Source organism: Capsulimonas corticalis, from assembly GCF_003574315.2.
GTDB lineage: Bacteria > Armatimonadota > Armatimonadia > Armatimonadales > Capsulimonadaceae > Capsulimonas > Capsulimonas corticalis.
This window is the reverse complement of sequence record NZ_AP025739.1, coordinates 3,970,456-3,990,115: the sequence shown is the minus strand read 5'-3', so window position 1 is coordinate 3,990,115 and position 19,660 is coordinate 3,970,456. Positions and strand designations below refer to the sequence as shown.

The window sequence follows — 19,660 nt, the reverse complement described above, 5'->3', positions numbered from 1 at the left end:
GAATAGAAAGGCCGCCCCTGCTTTTGCGGGGGCGGCCTTTTTCTGTCTTAACTCTGCAACTTAGATCGCGGAGTCGGAGTCGTTGTCGATTGTCGGAGCGTCGGAGTCGCCGCCGATGGCTTCGCGCTCGGCGAGGAGCGAGAGGCTGTCGCCGCTGGTGCCAGTGGCTTCGCGGATGACGGCGAGGTCGTCGTCGTTCAGGGTCGTCTCCTGGTCGAGGACGGCGGCGCCGCCTCGGCCGTTGCCGCGACCGACGGGCTTGGACGCGGCGTCCATGCCTTCCAGAAGCGGCTCCAAGTTGCGGTACTGGGGCAGGCCCGTACCAGCCGGGATCAGACGTCCGATGATGACGTTCTCCTTCAGGCCGACCAGCGAGTCCTTCTTACCGCGCACGGCGGCTTCGGTCAGGACACGGGTCGTCTTCTGGAAGCTCGCCGCCGACAGGAAGCTGTCGGTCGCAAGGCTCGCCTCGGTGATTCCAAGCAGCAGCCAGTCGGCCGTCGCTTCCGTACCGGGCGTCTCACGCTCGATAATGGCGCGGTTCGTGTCCTCGAACTCGAACTTGTCCACCATCTGGCCGGGCAGGAACTCGGAGTCGCCCTGCGATTTGATCTTGCGCTTGCGCAGCATCTGACGCGCGATGACTTCGATGTGCTTGTCGTTGATGTTGACGCCCTGGGACGTGTACACCGACTGGATCTCGCGGACAACGTAGTTCTGCACGCCGCGGATGCCCTGGAGCTCCAGGACCTTCTGCGGATCGAGCGGACCTTCCGTCAAGCGGTCTCCCGCTTCCACGACATCGCCGGGCTTCACCTGAAGCGTACCGCGGTACGGCACCATGATCTCCTTGCGGATCTTCACGGCGGTGATGCCGACTTCACGCATCTTCTTGATCATCTTCTCGGTCAGCTCGGTGCCGGCCGTCAGATTCTCGGGAATCTCAGCCGCGCGCTTGGCGGCGGCGGCGGTCATTCCCTCGGTATCGACGGAGCCCAGATAAACATCCACGCCCAGCTTCTCACCGTTCAAACCAACCGTCGAACCCTCATCGAGCGCGACCGTGGTGTGAATGATGACCTTGCGCAAACCCTTCATCTCGATATCGGCGACTTCGCCGGCGTACTCGGTGACGATCGCCTGTCCCTTCGGCTTTCGAGCCTCGAACAGCTCGACGACCCGAAGCAGACCGCCGACTTGGTCCTCAAGAACCTTCAGGACCGCCTGGACGGCGCGGACACGCTCACGGTCGACCGTGGCGGCTCCGGGAACCTTCTCATTGTCGTCCTTCTGGCTATCGATGTTGACGATACCGCTGGCGATGTCGTTGTGCAGCTCTTTCAGGGCTTCCTGCTTGCGCTGCCGAACGTTGGCGACGCCGACGAGCTGCTTCTGCGCGATGCCTCCCGTGTGGAAGGTGCGCATCGTCAGCTGCGTTCCCGGCTCACCGATGGACTGCGCGGCGATAATTCCCACCGCGACTCCCGGTTCGACCAGCTTGGAGTTCGCCAGGTCCAGACCGTAGCACTTGGCGCAGATGCCCATGCGCAGTTCGCAGGTGAACGGGCTGCGGACGCCCGCGCGCTTCAGTCCGCTCGCCTCAATCTCGCGCGCCAGGCCTTCGGTGATCAGGTCGCCCTTGGCGACGATGATCTCCCCCGCCTTCTCATGACTCGCCGGATAGGCGATGTCCACGAGGGCGAAGCGGCCGTAGATGCGCTGGTTGAGCGGCTCAATCACTTCGCCGCTGTCCCGGATCTCCTCAACGTAGATTCCCATCTCCGTATTGCAGTCGGCGTCGCGAACGATGACTTCCTGCGACACATCCACCAGGCGGCGCGTCAGGTAACCAGCGTCGGCGGTGCGAAGCGCGGTGTCCGCAAGACCCTTACGGGCGCCGTGCGTCGAAACGAAGTACTCCAGGGTCGAAAGGCCTTCGTGGAAGTTGGACTTCACGGGGAGGTCTTCGATCATGTTGCCGAACGGGTCGGACATAACGCCGCGCATGCCGCTGAGCTGCGTGACCTGGCCGCGTGTGCCGCGAGCGCTGGAGTCGGTGAACATGAAGATCGGGTTGTACCGGTCGATGTTCTCGAAGATCGCCTCACCGACGTCCTTCGCCGCCTTCTGCCACGATTCCAGTACGCGCTCTTTGCGCTCGCCGGAGGTGATCAGGCCGCGCTGGTAGCTGCGGTTGAGCTTCTTGACTTCCTCTTCCGTATACTTCAGGATCTCGTTGCGCTTCTCAGGAACGTCCATGTCCGTAATCGCTACGGTCATGCCCGCCTTGGTCGCCTCACGGAAGCCCAGAGCCTTCAACTCGTCCAGAAGGATAATCGTGCGCTCGTCGCCGTTGGTGCGGTGGCAGCGCGCGATCAGCTCGCCGAGCCCCTTCTTGTTCATCAGCTTATTGACATAGCGCATGTTGGTCGGCAGGATGTTGCTGAACAAGATCCGGCCCACGGTCGTGCGGGTCAAGGTGCGATGCTCGTCGTCGCCCTGCTTCAGATAGACGTCGATCGGCTCGTGCAGCTCGATCGTCTGCGTGTCGAACGCGAGGGCGGCTTCGTCGGCGCTGGCGAAGAAGGGCTTCGTGGGCTCCCCTTCGCGCATCATCGTCAGATAGTAGCTGCCCAGAACCATGTCCTGCGCCGGCGCGACGATCGGGCTGCCGTTGGCGGGCGAGAACAGGTTATGCGTCGAAAGCATCAGGATGCGGGCTTCCGCCTGCGCGCTCGCCGAAAGCGGCACGTGGACGGCCATCTGGTCGCCGTCGAAGTCAGCGTTGAAGGCGTGGCAGACAAGCGGGTGCACCTGGATGGCCTTGCCGTCCACGAGCACGGGCTCAAAGGCCTGGATCCCAAGGCGGTGCAGGGTCGGAGCGCGGTTCAGCAGGACCGGGTGCTCGCGAATGACGTCTTCCAGCGCGTCCCAGACTTCGGGCTTTAGCTTGTCGATCATGCGCTTGGCCGTCTTGATGTTGCTCGTATAGTTGCGCTCAACCAGCGCCTTCATCACGAACGGCTTGAAGAGCTCGATCGCCATTTCCTTGGGCAGACCGCACTGGTGCAGAAGCAGGCGCGGGCCGACGACGATGACGGAGCGTCCCGAGTAGTCGACGCGCTTTCCGAGAAGGTTCTTTCGGAAGCGGCCTTCCTTACCCTTGAGCATGTCCGAAAGCGACTTGAGGGGTCGGTTGTTCGAGCCGACGACCGGGCGCGTCCGGCGTCCGTTGTCGATCAGCGCGTCAACGGCTTCCTGCAGCAGGCGCTTTTCGTGATTGACGATGCTCTCAGGCGCCCGGATCTCCGTGATCTTCTTCAGGCGGTTGTTGCGGTTGATGATGCGGCGGTACAGGTCGTTCAGGTCGGACGTGGCGAAGCGTCCGCCGTCGAGCTGCACCATCGGGCGAAGCTCCGGCGAAATGACCGGCACGGCGTCCAGAATCATCCACTCCGGCCGCGACTTGGACGTGATGAACGCCTCGGTCACTTCCAGGCGCTTGATGGCGCGGGCGCGCTTCGGGCCCTGGGTCTGGGTGATCTCGTGGCGAAGCTCCCGGGCGAGCTTGTCCAGGTCGATCTCCGCCAGAAGCTCCTTGACGGCGGCGCCGCCAAGACCGGCGCGGACGACTTCGCCCATGTCCCGGTCCAGCTTCTCGCTCAGAACGTCCAGCAGCGACTCCAGCTTGCGGTAGTCGTCTTCGGCGAGCAGCATGCGCTTCTCGACTTTTTCGTCCAGAAGGGTCAGCGCGTCGCGCAGGGACTGGATGGACTCCGCAGAGTCCTTCTCAATGTCCTTGATCTCTTCGTCCAGGTGCTTGTTGCGGTCTTTGATCCGCGCGGCGTCCCAGATCTCGACGGCCGCCGGCTCGATCAGCTCTTCGCTCTCGACCAGTTCGCCGTCCTCGTTGATGATGACCTGCGAGACGGGCTCCGGCTCGGCGCCTTCTTCGTGCGACTTGATCTCGCGGCCAGCCTCGATACGGGCTTCCTCAATGTCAAGGTCGCGCTGCTCTTCGGAATCGCGGATCTTCTCGTCCAGCGCCGCGCGATATTCCGACATCTCGTTGTTGATGCGGCCGCGATCGACGTAGGTCACGATGTAGGAGGCGAAATAAAGCACCTTCTCCAGCGGCCGCGGGGAGATGTCCAGCAGCAGCGAGAGCGGCGACGGAACGCCCTTGAGATACCAAATATGGCAGACGGGCGCGGCGAGCTCAATGTGGCCCATGCGCTCGCGGCGAACCTTGGACCGCGTGACTTCCACGCCGCAGCGGTCGCAGATGATGCCCTTAAACTTGACCTTCTTATAACGGCCGCAGTGGCATTCCCAGTCCTTGACGGGTCCGAAGATACGCTCGCAGAAGAGACCGTCGCGCTCGGGCTTAAAGGTGCGGTAGTTGATGGTCTCCGGCTTCTTCACTTCGCCGTAGGACCAGGCGCGAATTTCGGCGGGGGACGCAATTCCGATACGAATTTTGTCAAATGCGCTGGCATCCGTCATGTTGTTTCAATTCTCCAAACAGCCGATACAGACAATTCCGGCGACGCCGCCGTGCCCATTGGGTGCTAGAACCAACGAGCGACGACTCAACACTCTCGCCCTCCCGTGGCCATTCCGGGAGGAGGGAGGCGTTCACCAGGAAAACCTTCCGCCCCAGACGGGACGGAAGGCTCCCCGGCAGGATTATGGGTTGCCGGAAATCAGATCTTTCGTGTCCCGCTCTCGCGGCGCTTTCAAAACGCCGCGAGAGCGATATCAGACTATCCGCCGAACAGCGCTTCCGCTTCGGCTTCCGCTCTTGGAAGCCGTGGTCGCAGCCCACGGCCGCGACCTTCACTGTCGCCGTAGTCTTCTTCTTTGTCCTTCAGGTCGATCTCGTGCTCCTGATCGTCCTCAACGGCCACCTTCAGGCCAAGCGATTGGAGCTCATTCACCAGAATCTTGAACGATTCCGGTACGCCGGGCTCCAGCATCGCATCGCCCTTGACGATGGATTCGTAGGTTTTGACGCGGCCCAGAACGTCGTCCGATTTGATCGTCAGGATCTCCTGGAGCGTGTACGCCGCGCCATAAGCCTCTAGCGCCCACACTTCCATCTCTCCGAAGCGCTGGCCGCCGAACTGCGCTTTGCCTCCCAGCGGCTGCTGGGTGACGAGCGAGTACGGACCGGTCGAACGCGCGTGGATCTTGTCGTCGACAAGGTGAGCGAGCTTCAGCATGTAGATCTGGCCGACGGTGACGGGGTGAGTGAAGAAATCTCCGCTCAGACCATCGCGCACCCACGACTTCGCCGATTCCTCGATGATGCCGCTGCGGCGCCAGACGTTCTTCTTGACCTGCTCGACGATCGAGTTGACATCGTAACCTTCGACCTTCGTCAGCTGGACTTCGCCCGTCTCTTCATCGCTCGGCAAGCTCGCCAGGTCGCCATCGTAATCCTCGGGCAGCATGACCGCCGGCTCCGCGCCGACATGGGCGGCGACCTGCTCCAGACGAACCGGATCCAGGGTCTCCAGCTTGGCGCGCAGCTTATCCAGAAGGACGTCGACTTTGTCCTTCTTGCTGGCTTCCAGGTCGAGACGAAGCTCCTTTTCGACATATGTGCGCAGCTTATCGTTGCGCAGCATCTCGGCGTAATCGCCGATGTCGTCCAGGATCTCGCTTTCCGTCGCGCTCTCGAAGATCGGGTTGACGAACGAGCAGCCCATCGCTTTTCCGACCAGGCCCAGGTGAGTCTCCAGGATCTGTCCGATGTTCATACGTCCCGGAACGCCAAGCGGGTTCAGAACGATATCAACCGGAGTGCCGTCCGGAAGGAACGGCATGTCTTCCTGTGGCAAGATCTTGGAGATGACACCCTTGTTGCCATGGCGTCCCGCCATCTTGTCGCCTTCCATGACCTTTCGCTTCTGGGCGATGTAGACACGAACCAGCATGTTGACGCCCGCGGACAGTTCATCTCCGGGCAGCCGCTCCAGCTCACCGTCCCAGTCTTCGGAATGAAGACTATCGGGACGCTTCGAGAAGTTGAAGACGCGGCCCTTCTTGTCCTTATACTTGAAGCGAGAGAAGACCTTGACGTCGACAATCTTGCCCTTTTCGCCGTGCGGAACGCGCAGCGAGACATCGCGGGTTTCTTCCGCCTTCTTGCCGAAGATCGCAATGATCAACCGCTCTTCCGCCGTCAGTTCGCCCTGCCCCTTGGGAGCAACGCGACCAACCAGGATATCCTCGGGCCGAACTTCCGCGCCGATGCGAATGATGCCGTTCTCGTCCAGGTCCTTCAGAGCGTCCTCGCCGACATTCGGGATGTCGCGCGTGATCTCTTCCGGTCCGAGCTTCGTGTCGCGGGCTTCGACTTCATACTTCTCGATGTGGATCGAGGTGAAGACGTCGTCGCGGACCAGACGCTGCGAAAGAAGAATGGCGTCCTCGAAGTTGTAGCCGTTCCACGGAACGAACGAGACCAGCACGTTCTGTCCGAGGGCGAGCTCACCTTGATCGGTGCACGGACCGTCCGCCATGACCTGACCGTCACGTACGCGCTGACCGTTGTTGACGATCGGGCGCTGCGTGATACAAGTGGCCTGGTTGGACCGAAGCATGTTCAGCAGCCGATAGGTGTCCTCGCCGCCGTCTTCATCCGCGATGACGACGATCTCTTCGGCGGTGACGCGCTTGACGATGCCTGAGCGCAGAGCGACGATGACGGCTCCGGAGTCGACCGCAGCGCGGCGCTCCATCCCCGTCTTACAAACAGGCGCATCCGGACGCAGGGTCGGGACGGCCTGGCGCTGCATGTTCGAGCCCATCAGCGCGCGGTTTGCGTCGTCGTTCTCCAGGAACGGGATCATGGCTGTCGCGACAGAAACGATCTGCTGCGGCGAAACGTCCATGTAGTCGATTTCGGTCGCCTTGATCAGCGGGTACTGGTTCTGGTTACGCACCTGGACCAGCGCCTCGGTGAACGTGTTGTCCGGATTCAGACGCACGCTCGCCGGAGCGATCTTGTAGTGGTGCTCGCCGTCGGCGGGCAGCCAGTCCAGATCGTTCGTGACCTTGCCGGAGATAACGCGACGATAAGGCGTCTCGATAAATCCGAACTGATCGACGCGAGCATGCACCGCGAGGCTTCCGATCAGACCGATGTTCGGGCCTTCCGGCGTCTCGATCGGGCAGATACGGCCATAGTGCGAGTGGTGAACGTCGCGGACTTCGAGCTTCGCGGACTGCCGGCTCAAACCGCCCGGGCCCAGCGCCGAAAGACGACGCTTGTGCGTCAGCTCGGCGAGCGGGTTCGTTTGGTCCATGAACTGCGACAACTGCGACGAGCCGAAGAACGACTTGATCGACGCCGAAATCGGCTTGACGCTCAAGATGACCTGCGGCAGGATATTCTCGCTGTCCAGGCTCGTCATGCGCTCCTTGGCGACCTTCTCCATACGGAGGAAGCCGAGGCGAAGCTGCGAGTACAGCAGTTCGCCGATGGAGCGGACGCGCTTATTCTCCAAGTGGTCGATGTCGTCCACGGTGCCGTCGCCCAGCGAAAGGGTGACGACGTACCGCATGATCGCGATCACGTCTTCCTTGGTGATGTTGCGGATGCTGAGCGGCAGTGAAAGGCTCAGCTTCTTGTTCATCTTGTGCCGGCCGACCTTCGCGAGGTCGTAGCGGCGCGAGTCAAAGAAGATCGAGTTGATCAGCGAACGCGCGGATTCCGGCGTGGCCGGATCGCCCGGACGGATCTTCCGGTAGATGTCGATCAGCGCCGTTTCCTTGCTGTAGACGGCGGTGCCTTCCTGGTCCAGCGTCGCAACAATATAGTTATTGATGTAGACGATGTCCAGCGTATCCAGACCCAGGGCCTCGATCTTACGCGCGGCTTCCTTGTCGATCTTCTCGTAGGCCTTGACGATCGCCTTGCCGGACGTATCGATGATGTCCTGCGCCGCATACGGCGACCGCTTGCGCGGGCGGCTGTTGCGGGGCGAGCCGTCGTCGTTGAGGACGGGATGACCGTCGTCGTCAAACTCCAGCACTTCCAGATCGGTGCGGAACTTGTTGAAGATGGTTTCGCGGCTCGGGTTCGCAATCGTCTCCGGCTCGGCGAACAGCTTCAGAATGTCCGTGGTCGAATCGCAGGGCGTGGACGGCAGCTCGACTTCGAAGAACTCGGGAAGAGCGGCCTTCTCAACCTTGCGCATCTCCTGAACGCCGACAACGGTGCCGGCTTCCAGCAGAACTTCGCCGGTGTCCTGATCGACGATCGGCGAAGCCAGAAGCTTGCCGCTCAGCTCTTTCCACGGAACTTCGCGCACGCCGTCGGGCGAGGCGATCGGGAAGAGATTCAGCGCACGCAGCAGCGTGGTGATCGGGAACTTACGGGTTTGGCCGATGCGCACCGTGATGGCGTCAGACGCGTCCGTCTCCACGTCGACCCAGGCGCCTTCGCTGGGGATGATCGTGGCGTAGTAGAGCTGGCGGCCGGAGAAGTCCAGCGTATCCTTGAAGTATACGCCAGGCGAACGGGCCAGCTGCGAAACGACGACGCGCTCGGCGCCGTTGATGACAAACGTTCCTTTGTCGGTCATCAGGGGCAGATCGCCCAGATAAACTTCGCTTTCAATTACCTCGCTGCCGCTGGACGAAAGCCGCACGCGCGCCTTGATCGGCGACTCGAGCGTAACGTCACGGGCGCGACATTCATTAATGTCATACTTCGGCTCACCCAAGGAAAACTCAACAAGCTCGATGGAATGATTGCCGGTAAAATCTGTAATCGGGGAAAAACTCTCGAAAAGCTCTTTCAGTCCTTCTTCCAGGAACCAACGGTAGGAATCGAGTTGAAGTTCAACGAGGTTGGGGACATCCACCACGTGAGCAGTTTGCTTCGTAGTGTGCTGAATCTCTTTCAAACCTAGACCTCCTGTGCCAACGCACGAACGTACATCCTACCACACCATCTATGGGATGTCAAGAGCCCCTGTGAAAATAATCCTATTATTTTCACCAGAGCTGTTTTCAAGTATAATAAGGCCCGCACGGCGCGCCTCGAATCCTTCGCGGCGGCGCCCGCAAAGACGATGGGGAGAAGATTCACGATGGAACAAGAGCGAATCGCTATTCTGGGAGCCGGGAGCTGGGGCAGCGCGCTGGCGTATCTGCTCGGCGGGAAACAGTATCATGTGTCGCTTTGGGATCGGGACAGCGAACTGATCGAAGCGATCAAGGCCCAGGGCCGCAATCCGAAATATCTGCCGGAGACGCCGCTTGGCGAGACGGTCGCTCCCACGGCGTCCATGAAGGAAGCCGTTCACGACGCGCACTGGATCATCGTCGCGGTCGCCTCCGACGGCGTCCGCTCCGTGGTCTCCGAAGCCGCCGACTTCCTCCAGCCGCGCACGAGCATCCTGAGCGCCTGCAAGGGCTTGGAGGCCGACACCGGTTTCACGACCTCCGAACAGATCACCACGCTTCTCAGCGATGTCCCCTACGCGGGACTCGCCGTGCTCTCCGGCCCAAACCTCGCCACCGAGCTTTCTCACGGCGTCCCGACCGCGACAGTCGTCGCCAGCTACGATCCGCAGATCGCCCGCTCCGCGCAGGAGATGCTCATGACCGAGCGCACCTTCCGCGTCTACACCAACACGGACGTCAAAGGCGTGGAGCTTGGCGGCGCCTTGAAAAATGTGCTCGCGATCGGCGCCGGCATCTCGGACGGCCTTGGCTTCGGCGATAACACCAAAGCGGCCCTGATGTCGCGCGGCCTGATCGAAATGACCCAGCTCGGCGTCGCCACCGGCGGCAAAGCCCTCACCTTCCTCGGCCTCTCCGGCGTCGGCGACCTCATGGCGACCGCCGCCTCCCGCCTCTCGCGCAACTACCGCGTCGGTCTCGGGCTCGCCCAGCGCAAATCCATCGAGGAGATCCTGACCGAGCTCCACCAAGCCGCCGAAGGCGTCCCAACCGCGCGCGCCGCCCAGGTATTGAGCCGCCGCTACCAAGTCCAGACCCCCGTTTTCGCGGCGATCAACGCCGTGCTGCACGAAGGCGTGTCGGCGGCGGTCGCCGTGGAAGAACTGATGACCCGCGCCGCGCGGGATGAGTTTGGGAATTAAAGGGGCCTCGGGGCAAACCCACCCCGGCCCTGCGGGCCACCCATCCCGCGACGGGAAGGGTTTGTAAGACTGCCTCTTACGAAAGCCATCTGCGATAACACGCTCTGAAATAACCCTTCCCGTCGCGGGAGGGGTGGCCCGCAGGGCCGGGGTGGGTTTGCCAGGGAGCACGCGGTAGGTAGGACCCAGGCCGAAGCCGGGAAAGGGGACAAACGAGCCAAAGCGAGTTGAGGGGATGGGGCCGGGATAGGTCACGAAAAAAGCGCCTCCGTCTCTCGACGAAGGCGCTTGCTCATTTCACTCTATTCAATATAATCACGCAGCCGGCGGCAGCGGTTCGGGTGGCGCAGTTTTTTGAGCGCCTTCGCTTCAATCTGGCGGATACGCTCGCGGGTCACCTGGAAGTGTTTGCCCACTTCCTCCAATGTGTGCGGGTAGCCGTCGTCCAGGCCGAAACGCATTTTGAGGACGTCGCGCTCCCGGGTGGTCAACTGGTCCAGGGCTTCTTCGATCTTCTCGCGGAGGACAACAAAGGTCGCCGATTCCGTGGGTGAGGTCGAGTCGTTGTCCTGAAGGAAATCCGAGAGGTGGCTGTCTTCCTCTTCGCCGATCGGCGTTTCGAGGGACAGCGGCTCGGGGGCGATACGAATGATCTCGGAGACGCGTTCAATCGGGAGCTCAAGCTCCTTGCCCAGCTCTTCCAAGGTCGGCTCACGACCGAGTTCTTGCAGAAGCTGGCCGCTTGTCTTCACGAGGCGGTTGATCGTCTCCACCATGTGGACGGGGATACGGATCGTGCGGCCCTGGTCGGCAATGGCGCGCGTGATCGCCTGACGGATCCACCAGGTGGCGTAGGTGCTGAATTTATAGCCCTTGCGGTAGTCGAATTTCTCGACGGCGCGGATCAGGCCGATGTTGCCTTCTTGGATGAGATCGGGGAAGGACATGCCGCGAAGCGTGTATCGTTTTGCAATTGACACAACTAGACGCAAGTTCGCTTGTGTCAGAATTTCCTTGGCTTCGTTGTCGCCGCGCTCAATGCGCTTGGCCAGGCGGATCTCTTCTTCGAGCGACAGCAGGTGAGTGCGGCCGATTTCCCGCAGCCACATCCGGACGGAGTCGTCGAGCGGCATCCCCTCCATCGCTGAGAGCTCTTCTTCGGCGACATCGGCGTCGGCGAGCGAGGAGGCGGAATCGTCACGCAGCCGAACATCTTCGGCGCCGACGGCGGAGGCGTATTCCTTGGCTTTGTTGACGACCTGCACGCCCTCGTCCGAGAGAAACTGCAGTACGTCTTCAAGCTGATCGACGCCAACTTCCGTCTGGTTTCCCATGACGTCGCTGATCTCATCGTACGTCACGGCGCCGTTTTGGCGGCCCTGACTGAGCAGCCGCTGGATATTATCGCTGCCGGAGATTTTCGAATCGTTGCTCATTACAGACTCGGTTGCCACATCGCAAAGTTCCTTTGTCGGCACCTGTTCTTCCCCTGTTCCTAGGCGTCCAAGGCGATTTCGGTCCCCTTCAGCCTGCCGTGCGAAAAGTTGAGTGACTTCACTTCTTCCCAAAAAGAAGTGTGAAGCTCCTCATCTCTTCTCTCGTCGCGTTCCCACTATCAATACGCTCGCGAAGCTTTTCGCGTTCGATATTGTCGACTTTATTTTTCAGATGGCCGACGCTGTCTTCAAGCGCCTTCAGATTTAAGGGCGCCTTCTCGTCCATCAGCAGCGCGGTCAAAACATTCTGCTGGCCGGCGTCCTCCAGCTCACTCACAAGAACGGCGGCGTTGAACGCGCCGGTCCGGACGTACTGGGTGTAAAGACGGTCGGCGATTGCCCGCGCATCCACGCTGAAGAACGCCTCTGGACGTATGGAACCATAAACGTACAGCGAAAGTTCCGGGTCGCCGGAAACCAGGGCGCGCAGCAATTCGTGCTCCGCAACGCCGGTTGCGTCGAGCTTCGCGGGCTCGGTCGGTCGCCGATGAGCGTCCATCTCTCCGGACGGCGGCGCATGCTGCACGGCGCCGTCGGAACCGGCGTGTCCGCTTTGATACGCCTTCACATCCTCGCGGATCTGATCTTCCGCATAAGCGGCGCCGTATGAATACTGCGGATGGTACGGCGCGAGAATACGAATGTAAGGCTCACGCTCGATCACGCTGGTGACGCTCGCCAGGACCGGCAGCGCCTTTCGGAAGAGCGCGATCCGATCGTTGTCCGTGTCATGCGGCATTTGACGCACGAGCTGGCGGATGCGATACTCCACCATCGGGACGGCCTTTTCCACGGCCTCCAAAAACGTCTGACGCCGGCCGGCTCTCAGCAGGCTGTCCGGGTCCTCCCCCACGGGAAGATCCAAAACTTTGACTTCGACTTCCTGAGCTTCGAAGATCTTCGCGGCGCGGAACGCCGCTTGCAGTCCCGCGGAGTCCGCATCAAAGGATAATACCACGGATTGCGCCAGACGCGCCAAAACTTTTACATGCTCTTCCGTCAGCGACGTCCCGAGCGTGGCCACCACGTTCTCAAAGCCCGCCTGATGCGCCGCCACGACATCGGTATAGCCTTCGACGATCACGGCCTGCCCGCGCTCCGCGATCGCCTTACGCGCCCGCCAAAGGCCGTAGAGCGTGCGGCTCTTGACGAACGCCGGCGTTTCCGGCGAGTTCCAGTATTTGGGCTGTCCGGGTTTGGCCTCCTCGATCAGGCGTCCCCCGAAGGCGACTGGCCGCTCCTGAACGTCCAAAATCGGAAAAATCAGCCGGCCTCGTAGTTTATCAAAATACCCGCCTCGGTCCGATTTTGAAACGAGGCCCGCCAGCTCCGCGTCCGCCGACGGCACGCGCTGCTGCGCCAGATGTGTGACAAGACCATCCCAGGCGTCCGGCGCGAAACCGATCAGGAACGCTTCCTGCGCGGCGTGGGCGATCCCGCGCTTTTGCAGATACTCCTGCGCCACTGGCGAGCGCTTGAGCATATCTTGATAGTACCGAGTCGCAAGAGCGTTTACCTTATATATTCGGTCACGCTCGTTCGGCTCAGCAGAGTGATGATACTGGTTTTGTCCGCGTGAAAGGGTGACTCCGGCGGCGAGCGCCAAACGCTCCAGCGCTTCTTGGAAGGAGAGGTTCTCAATTTTCTGGACGAACTTAATGACGTCGCCGCCCTCGTTGCATTGGCCAAAGCATTTCCAAATGCCAAGATCCGAGTTGACCTGAAACGACGGCGACTTTTCGTTATGGAACGGGCAGAGACCTTTCAGGTTCCTGCCCGCCCGTTTCAAAGTCACATATTGTTCGACGACCGAAACGATATCGGTTCGCGCCCGAATATCGTCAATCTCACTTCGATCGGCCATAAATCTCCCGCCCGCCGCCGATCTTGCTTATTCCACGGCCGCGACGATGATGCCGACCAGGCGTCCATTGTAGAACTGGAAGGCGGCGTGCGACCGCTCCGTGTAGTTTTCGGTCAGGATCTTCCCGGTAATGAACTGCGATTCCGGGTAGCCGTACTTATCGTTGACCTGGCTCAGCTTCATGCCCAGCGCCACGCCCTTGTCGGTGCGGACAGCGCCTTTGAAGCCGGAGGCGTGGATCTGCACCACGCGGCCGTCGGAGGACATCGTGAACTCCAGCGATCCGCCGTCGGGCCGATCGTAGATCCACGTGACGCTGCTCTTCTGCGCGATGGCCATGCCGCTCTGGCTGCCGCCCGCGCCGGGATAACCGCCGCCGCCGGGCGCGCCGCCAAACTCACCGGGAGCGCCGCCAGGGCCGCCGCTCAGACCAGGAAGAGCGCCGGGAGAATCGTCGCCGCCGCTTGGAGCGCCCGGATAGCCGCCGCCGCTCGCGCCAGGATAACCACCGCCGCCGCTCGGGGCGCCCGGATAGCCGCCGCCGCTCGCGCCGGGGTAACCACCGCCGCTCGCTCCCGGATAACCGCCGCCGCCGCCAGGAGCGCCCGGGCCGCCCGCCGCGCCCGTGCCGCCAGGAATGGCGAGACCGGGAGCGCCGGTCGTGAACTGTCCGACACGGACTTCATCCGGACTGCCGAACTTTTTCAGGACGGCGCTCGACGAGCTAAAGACCCGGATGCCGGCCAGAGTATGCTCGGCCGCCGCCATGGCGTTTGTGGCGATCGCCCCGCCAATGGCGGCGGTCGCAATCAGTGTCGCTGCTGCGCGAAAAGTCGTACGCCGGGTGGCTGTGTTTCGCCGTCCGCTGTCCGTGGTCATGGTTTGTCCTCCGTAAATCGTGCGGTTCATTTTGTCTTCTAAATCTCTGCGGAGGCGCAGTCGCCCTGGAGGGCCGGGCATCCGCCGCTGGGTCTAATGATTATACGGTATAATTCTACACATATGGCGCCGGATTCCTGCTTGGTTTCAAAAATCCCCTCTTCTCCGCGCCAGATTTTTTTTGAACATCCCGCGCAAAGCCACGTCTCAAAAGGCAGATTAATCACCGGATGGACAGACGGAACGCCATGGCAGTAGCTCAGGTAATGCACGCGGGGTATGCGGACGCCGCGCTGATCGAACGTTGCCGCCGCCGAGACGAGGCGGCGTTCGCCGAGGTGGTCGCGCGCTACAAGACCAAGATCTATAATTACGTCTGCCGAATGATGGGCAATGACGACGACGCGGAGGATATCACCCAGGAGGTGTTTATCCGGATGTATCAGTCACTCGGAACCTTTCGTCAGCAGTCCAGTTTGAATACCTGGGTCTTTCGAATTGCGAGCAATCTGTGCATCGACCAGTTTCGGCGGCGCAAAAAGCATCAGGCGATCGCTTACTCTTTAGACGACACCGACGACTCTGGAGACAAGGCGGGGCTGGAGCGAGAAGTACCCGACGCGACTTACGAGCCGCAGCGCCTGCTCGCCAACAGCGAGATGTCGGCGCAGATCGATTTGGCGCTCACGCATCTGCCGGATAAGCTGCGCGCCGTCGTGCTGCTTTACGATTTGGAAGAACTTTCTTACGAGGAAATCGCGCGTGTGCTGGAGATCCCGGTCGGCACGGTGAAATCGCGTCTGTTCAACGCCAGGCTTCAGCTGCGCAAGCGGCTGTCCGACTATTTGAACCAGGAATAACATGAGCAACCAGTGCGAAAATTTGCGGCCGATGATCTTAGAGCATTCGGACGGGCGTCTCTCCCCCAAGCTGCGCGAGCGGGTCGAGAGCCATCTTTCGGATTGCGCCGCTTGCCAGGCATTCGCCCGGGACATGCGGCTGATCGCCCGAGGCGTCGCTTCGCTGCCGAGCAAGCAGACGACGCCGGACTTTGACGCCCGCCTTGCGGCCCGATTGGCGGAAGCTCAGCGCGCGGCGGCGGCCAAGCCGGCGTGGCGGCGCGCCATGGAAAGCATCTTTGCGACGCCCTCACAGGCGCTGAAGCCGGGCCTCGCTCTGTGCGGCGCGGCGGCCGCGCTGGGGGGAGCCGCGTTCTTCGCGCCCCACCCCGCCAAGCCGATCTCCGCGACGCACACGGTCATCGATGAGAACGCCATGCTCGCCCAGTGCATCGAGCAGCATCGCTCGGAATCCTCCGCCCAGCCGCTCGACGACTGGTCGGCGCAGCCATTGACACAGCAGCTGGACAAAGCGCCGTCAGCCTCGCCCGGCGCCGTCAGCCTCGCCGAAGAATCGAATCTCTAAATGATCGCGAAGAACGTTTCCCGGATCGGGCGAGCCTCCCAGATGGCCTTCATAATGATCGGCGCAATGACTCTGTCCGCGCCGGTATTCGCAAAGGCGAGCGAGCCTCCTCATGCGCCGCCGGCCAGCGCCAAACGCTTCGCGCACCGCGCGCCGCGCGCCGCCGCCGACAATGGGCCGATCGCCGTGCTCCAGCGTCTGCTGCAAGCCGAAACATCGCTGGTCTTTGAAGGCACCCAGGTCACCACGGTTTCGCGGGACGGCCTGGATATGTCCTCCGAGCAGCACGTTCTGCGCAGCGGCGCGCAGGCCCTGCGGATCGACTATACGCGCCCGGATCGCCTGGCCGGCGAAAGCATCGTCGACAACGGGAAGTACTACTGGCACTATCGCCCCAAGAATAACACGCTGGAAGTCGGAGAATCGCGCGTGCAGCGTCTCCGTAAGAAGATCCACTCCGTGATCGCCCAGGCGCAGCGCGGCTCACTGACCGTCGTAATCACAGGCCAGGACACAATCGCCGGCCGGCCCTGCACGATCATCGACGTACGAACGGCCAACGGCCAGCCGGGACCATGGCGGCGATTGTGGGTCGATGTTGCGACGGGAGCCCAGCTCAAGATCGAGCAGTACGACGCCGATTCGCAGCGCCGATCTTCGTCGGTCTTCACGTCGATCTCCTTCAATCCGGCGATCGCGCCGGACGCGTTCAATTCGCCGGGCGAGGGACGCAATCCCCGGATCAAGCAGCTGGACGACGACAAACCGTTCCGCACCGTCGGCGAAGCCGAGGCCAAAGCCGGATTCCGAGCGCGCCAGCCGGCATACCTGCCGACAGGCTTCCGGCTCCAATCGGCCTCCGTCAGCAGCTTCCGAGGGAAAAAGATGATCGTGCTGCGCTACAACAACGGCATCAGCGTGATCTCCCTCTTCCAAACGCTCGACGACAGCGGCGACGCCGGCCCCAAATTCGGCGGCCAGCGCCTCGGCGCGGTGACGCGCACCCTGGCCGGCAGAAAATTAGTGCTTGTGGGAAACCTGGCGCCGGCGGACCTGGAGCAGATCATTAGCTCCGTGCAGTGAGCTATTCCGCCATCAGCGACGAAAGCGGTGTTCCGCCGGGGATGAGTATCTGGTATTGCTCACCGGCGTAGGCGAACACGGCGGCCATGAGGTCGTCCCAGAAGAAGTAGAGTTCGGCGACGTCTTCGATCGCGGCGAGGAAAACGCCGTTCGATTCCGAGCCCTCGGGGATCGGCTCGAAGCCAACCGCCTCGGCCACGAAGACCGGACAGTAACGCGCCTCTCCCTTCTTTGCCCCGGTGCGCGGGATCAGAAGGTAGCAGCCGATTAAGCTCAGACGACGGTTGCGCAGACGGACGCCGGTCTCTTCGAAAGCCTCGCGCTCCGCCGCGTCGGCGATCGTTTCCCCCGCCTCGATCTTTCCTGAAGGAATGCAGTAACCACGGTCGGCGATGTCGGCCAGCACGATCTTATCGCCGTAAAAGACAAAGGAAAGAACGGCGTAGAGACGGCTTTCGCTGGCGGAGGGAAGCTCGGAGCCGGGGAAGAACGTCGCGTCGGCGTCCCAGGCGGGCCAGTAGACGGTGGGAAAGGACATGGCGCTTCTAACCTCGCGTCATTTCCCAGAAGTCCTTGCCGGCGGCGTCCCACGGCAAGCGGCGCTCGTCGGGATCGCTGAGGGAAAAGTGCTGGTTGACGTAATAAAAGATCACGGCGGGCTGCGTCGTGAGATTGGCGCCCCCGTGCGCGACGCCGCGTGGAATGTAGAGCAGCTGCGCCTTTCCGCCGCCCATCATCAGCCGCATCCGAACATCGTAAGAGGGCGAATCCTTGCGCGCGTCCAGTAATCCGACCACAATTCGATCGGTCGGCGGCACAAACCACACGTCTTCCTGATTGTAATGCAGATGAAACGCTTTGATGACTCCGGGAAGCATCAAGGAGTAGGACGACTGCCGGACCTTAAATCCGGGAACGCCTTCGAGGTTGCCTTCTTCGTCCAAACGGATGAGTTCGGCAAAGGAGCCGCCGTCGTCCGACATCAGGCGCAGATCGATGAGGCGCACCCCATCGATCCGAGGCGCGGGATCGTATTGCTGAGTCGTGACCTTGTCCCGGAACTCGGGACCAAGGTCTTCCAGAGACAAGGTCATGACGACGCCCTTACTTGAAGCTGATCAGCTCGACGTCGAACACCAGCGTGGCGTTGGGCGGAATGACGCCGGGATATCCGCGCGGACCATAGCCCAGATCGCCGGGAACGGTGAGAATCCGCTGTCCGCCCATCTTCATGGTCGCAACGCCCTCATCCCATCCTTTGATGACCTGGCCGACGCCAAGTTTGAAGTTGAACGGCGTACCGCGATCGCGCGACGAGTCGAACTTGGAGCCGTCGGTCAGCGTGCCGGTGTAATGCACCGTGACCGTCTGTCCGGTCTGCGGACTCTCGCCCTCGCCGACCTTAATGTCTTCATATTGCAGCCCGGAGGCTGTGGTGATTGGATCCGCCATCGATCGATATTTCCTTCCTGAATGCGCCGGAGCGCTTGCTGACATAACAGTGGTGCGACTTTTCTTGATGTCTGGGGGCAAACCCACTCCCTTGCAAACCCACCCCCGCGCTTCGCGCGACCCCTCCCGTCGCCGGGAAGGGTAAGTAAGATTGCCTCTGACGAAAGCCGTCTGCGATACCACGCTCTGAAATTACCCTTCCCGGCGACGGGAGGGGTCGCGCGAAGCGCGGGGGTGGGTTTGCAAGGGAGTGGGTTTGCCCAAACACTTACTGAATAACACTGACCTCGGAGTTATCCCCGAGCATAAACCGATAGGCCTTCGGCTTGCGCGTGGTGCTGCCGACCTTCACGTTTTTGCCGATCAGGCTGTCTTCGACACGCGTTCCAAGATCGACGATCTCGCTTCTTTCCAGTACGATAGAATGCTCGATTTCGCAGTTCTTGATCGTGCATCCATAATAGACGCTGGTGAACGGGCCGATATAGGCGTTCTCGACCAGCGTGTTTTCGCCGATGATCGCCGGGCCGCGCACGACGGAGTTGACGATGCGGGCGCCCTTCGCCACATGGACTTTGCCGAGCAGACTGGAATCGTCGTCGACATCGCCTTCGCACAGCGCTTCCAGCCCGTCGAGCACAATTCGATTAGCCTCCAGCATGTCTTCCAGCTTTCCAGTGTCCTTCCACCAGGAGGCGATGACATGCGAATGGACTTTATAACCGTTGTCGATCAAATACTGGATCGCGTCGGTGATCTCCAGTTCGCCGCGCGCCGACGGCTGGATACTGTTGACCGCCTTGAAGATGCTGGCGTCGAACATATAGACGCCCACGAGCGCCAGGTCCGTCTTCGGCTCCTTCGGCTTTTCGACCAGATGAACGACACGACCGCCATCCAGCTCGGCGACCCCGAAGTCCGTCGGGTTCTTGACATGCGCCAGTAAGATTTGGGCATTATACCCCTGACCCCGGAACTCGTCCACCAGAGTCGTGATGCCGTCTTTGACAAGATTGTCGCCCAGGTACATGACGAACGACTCGCCGGCCATGAACTCTTCGGAGATCTTGACGGCGTGCGCAAGGCCCAGCGGGGCGTCCTGGGGAATATACGTGATTTTCACGCCCCACTGCGCGCCGTCTCCGCAGGCTTTTCTTATCTCAGCGTGCGTATCGCCGACGATAATGCCGATATCCGTGATGCCCGCGTTCTTGATCGCTTCGATGGCGTAGAAGAGAATCGGCTTATTTGCAACCGGCACGAGCTGCTTGGCGCTGGTGTGCGTAATCGGCCGCAATCGAGTTCCGCGGCCTCCGCTGAGGATAAGCGCTTTCATA

Annotated in this window: 13 protein-coding genes; 4 read left to right on the top strand and 9 right to left on the bottom strand. The window is 61.4% G+C overall.

All coding sequences use genetic code 11. The features are described from left to right. Positions 1-60: 60 nt before the first annotated feature. Both rpoC and rpoB read right to left on the bottom strand, forming a co-directional pair. The gene (gene rpoC / locus D5261_RS16995; RefSeq protein WP_119322406.1) at positions 61-4,506 is read right to left on the bottom strand and encodes a DNA-directed RNA polymerase subunit beta'; all 4,446 of its coding nucleotides are present in this window, start codon (positions 4,504-4,506) and stop codon (positions 61-63) included. Positions 4,507-4,766: 260 nt separating this feature from the next. Continuing rightward, complete coding sequence (gene rpoB / locus D5261_RS16990) at positions 4,767-8,921, bottom strand: DNA-directed RNA polymerase subunit beta (protein WP_119322407.1); 4,155 nt, start codon at positions 8,919-8,921, stop codon at positions 4,767-4,769. Positions 8,922-9,107: 186 nt separating this feature from the next. On the opposite strand from rpoB, the gene D5261_RS16985 reads away from it, so the two are divergent. Further along, complete coding sequence (locus tag D5261_RS16985; RefSeq protein WP_165864328.1) at positions 9,108-10,124, top strand: NAD(P)H-dependent glycerol-3-phosphate dehydrogenase; 1,017 nt, start codon at positions 9,108-9,110, stop codon at positions 10,122-10,124. 302 nt (positions 10,125-10,426) lie between these two features. Here the strand turns inward: D5261_RS16985 and rpoD are convergent, their stop codons facing one another. From rpoD to D5261_RS16970, 3 genes are all read right to left on the bottom strand, one after another. Beyond that, positions 10,427-11,560 carry an RNA polymerase sigma factor RpoD gene (gene rpoD / locus D5261_RS16980; RefSeq protein WP_119322409.1) on the bottom strand — a complete coding sequence of 378 codons (1,134 nt, stop codon included), beginning with the start codon at positions 11,558-11,560 and terminating at the stop codon, positions 10,427-10,429. 118 nt (positions 11,561-11,678) lie between these two features. After that, complete coding sequence (gene dnaG / locus D5261_RS16975; protein WP_119322410.1) at positions 11,679-13,484, bottom strand: DNA primase; 1,806 nt, start codon at positions 13,482-13,484, stop codon at positions 11,679-11,681. 27 nt (positions 13,485-13,511) lie between these two features. After that, on the bottom strand, positions 13,512-14,393 hold the full coding sequence (locus tag D5261_RS16970) for a hypothetical protein (protein WP_176587330.1): 882 nt from the start codon (positions 14,391-14,393) through the stop codon (positions 13,512-13,514). 218 nt (positions 14,394-14,611) lie between these two features. Between D5261_RS16970 and D5261_RS16965 the strand changes: the two genes are divergently transcribed. Genes D5261_RS16965 through D5261_RS16955 form a run of 3 tightly spaced genes read left to right on the top strand, consistent with a single transcriptional unit; the run spans position 14,612 to position 16,871 of the window. Next, positions 14,612-15,223, top strand: coding sequence for a sigma-70 family RNA polymerase sigma factor (locus D5261_RS16965; RefSeq protein WP_165864329.1), 612 nt, complete (start codon positions 14,612-14,614; stop codon positions 15,221-15,223). A gap of 1 nt (position 15,224) precedes the next feature. Then, entirely contained in the window at positions 15,225-15,788 is a 564-nt protein-coding gene (locus D5261_RS16960) for a zf-HC2 domain-containing protein (protein WP_119322412.1), read from the top strand. Further along, entirely contained in the window at positions 15,789-16,871 is a 1,083-nt protein-coding gene (locus tag D5261_RS16955) for a sigma-E factor regulatory protein RseB domain-containing protein (RefSeq protein WP_119322413.1), read from the top strand. Between the two features lies 1 nt (position 16,872). Here D5261_RS16955 and D5261_RS16950 read toward each other — a convergent pair whose 3' ends face one another. From D5261_RS16950 to D5261_RS16935, 4 genes are all read right to left on the bottom strand, one after another. Further along, positions 16,873-17,409, bottom strand: a complete 537-nt coding sequence (locus tag D5261_RS16950) for an NUDIX domain-containing protein (protein WP_119322414.1) — start codon at positions 17,407-17,409, stop codon at positions 16,873-16,875. A 7-nt stretch (positions 17,410-17,416) separates the two neighbouring features. After that, positions 17,417-17,965: a dTDP-4-dehydrorhamnose 3,5-epimerase family protein gene (locus D5261_RS16945; RefSeq protein ID WP_119322415.1), complete on the bottom strand. Its 549-nt coding sequence runs from the start codon at positions 17,963-17,965 to the stop codon at positions 17,417-17,419. 10 nt (positions 17,966-17,975) lie between these two features. Beyond that, a complete protein-coding gene (locus tag D5261_RS33635) occupies positions 17,976-18,506 on the bottom strand; it encodes an FKBP-type peptidyl-prolyl cis-trans isomerase (protein WP_435792403.1) in 531 nt (176 codons plus the stop codon). Between the two features lie 85 nt (positions 18,507-18,591). Continuing rightward, on the bottom strand, positions 18,592-19,659 hold the full coding sequence (locus D5261_RS16935; protein ID WP_119322417.1) for a glucose-1-phosphate thymidylyltransferase: 1,068 nt from the start codon (positions 19,657-19,659) through the stop codon (positions 18,592-18,594). Position 19,660 lies beyond the last annotated feature (1 nt).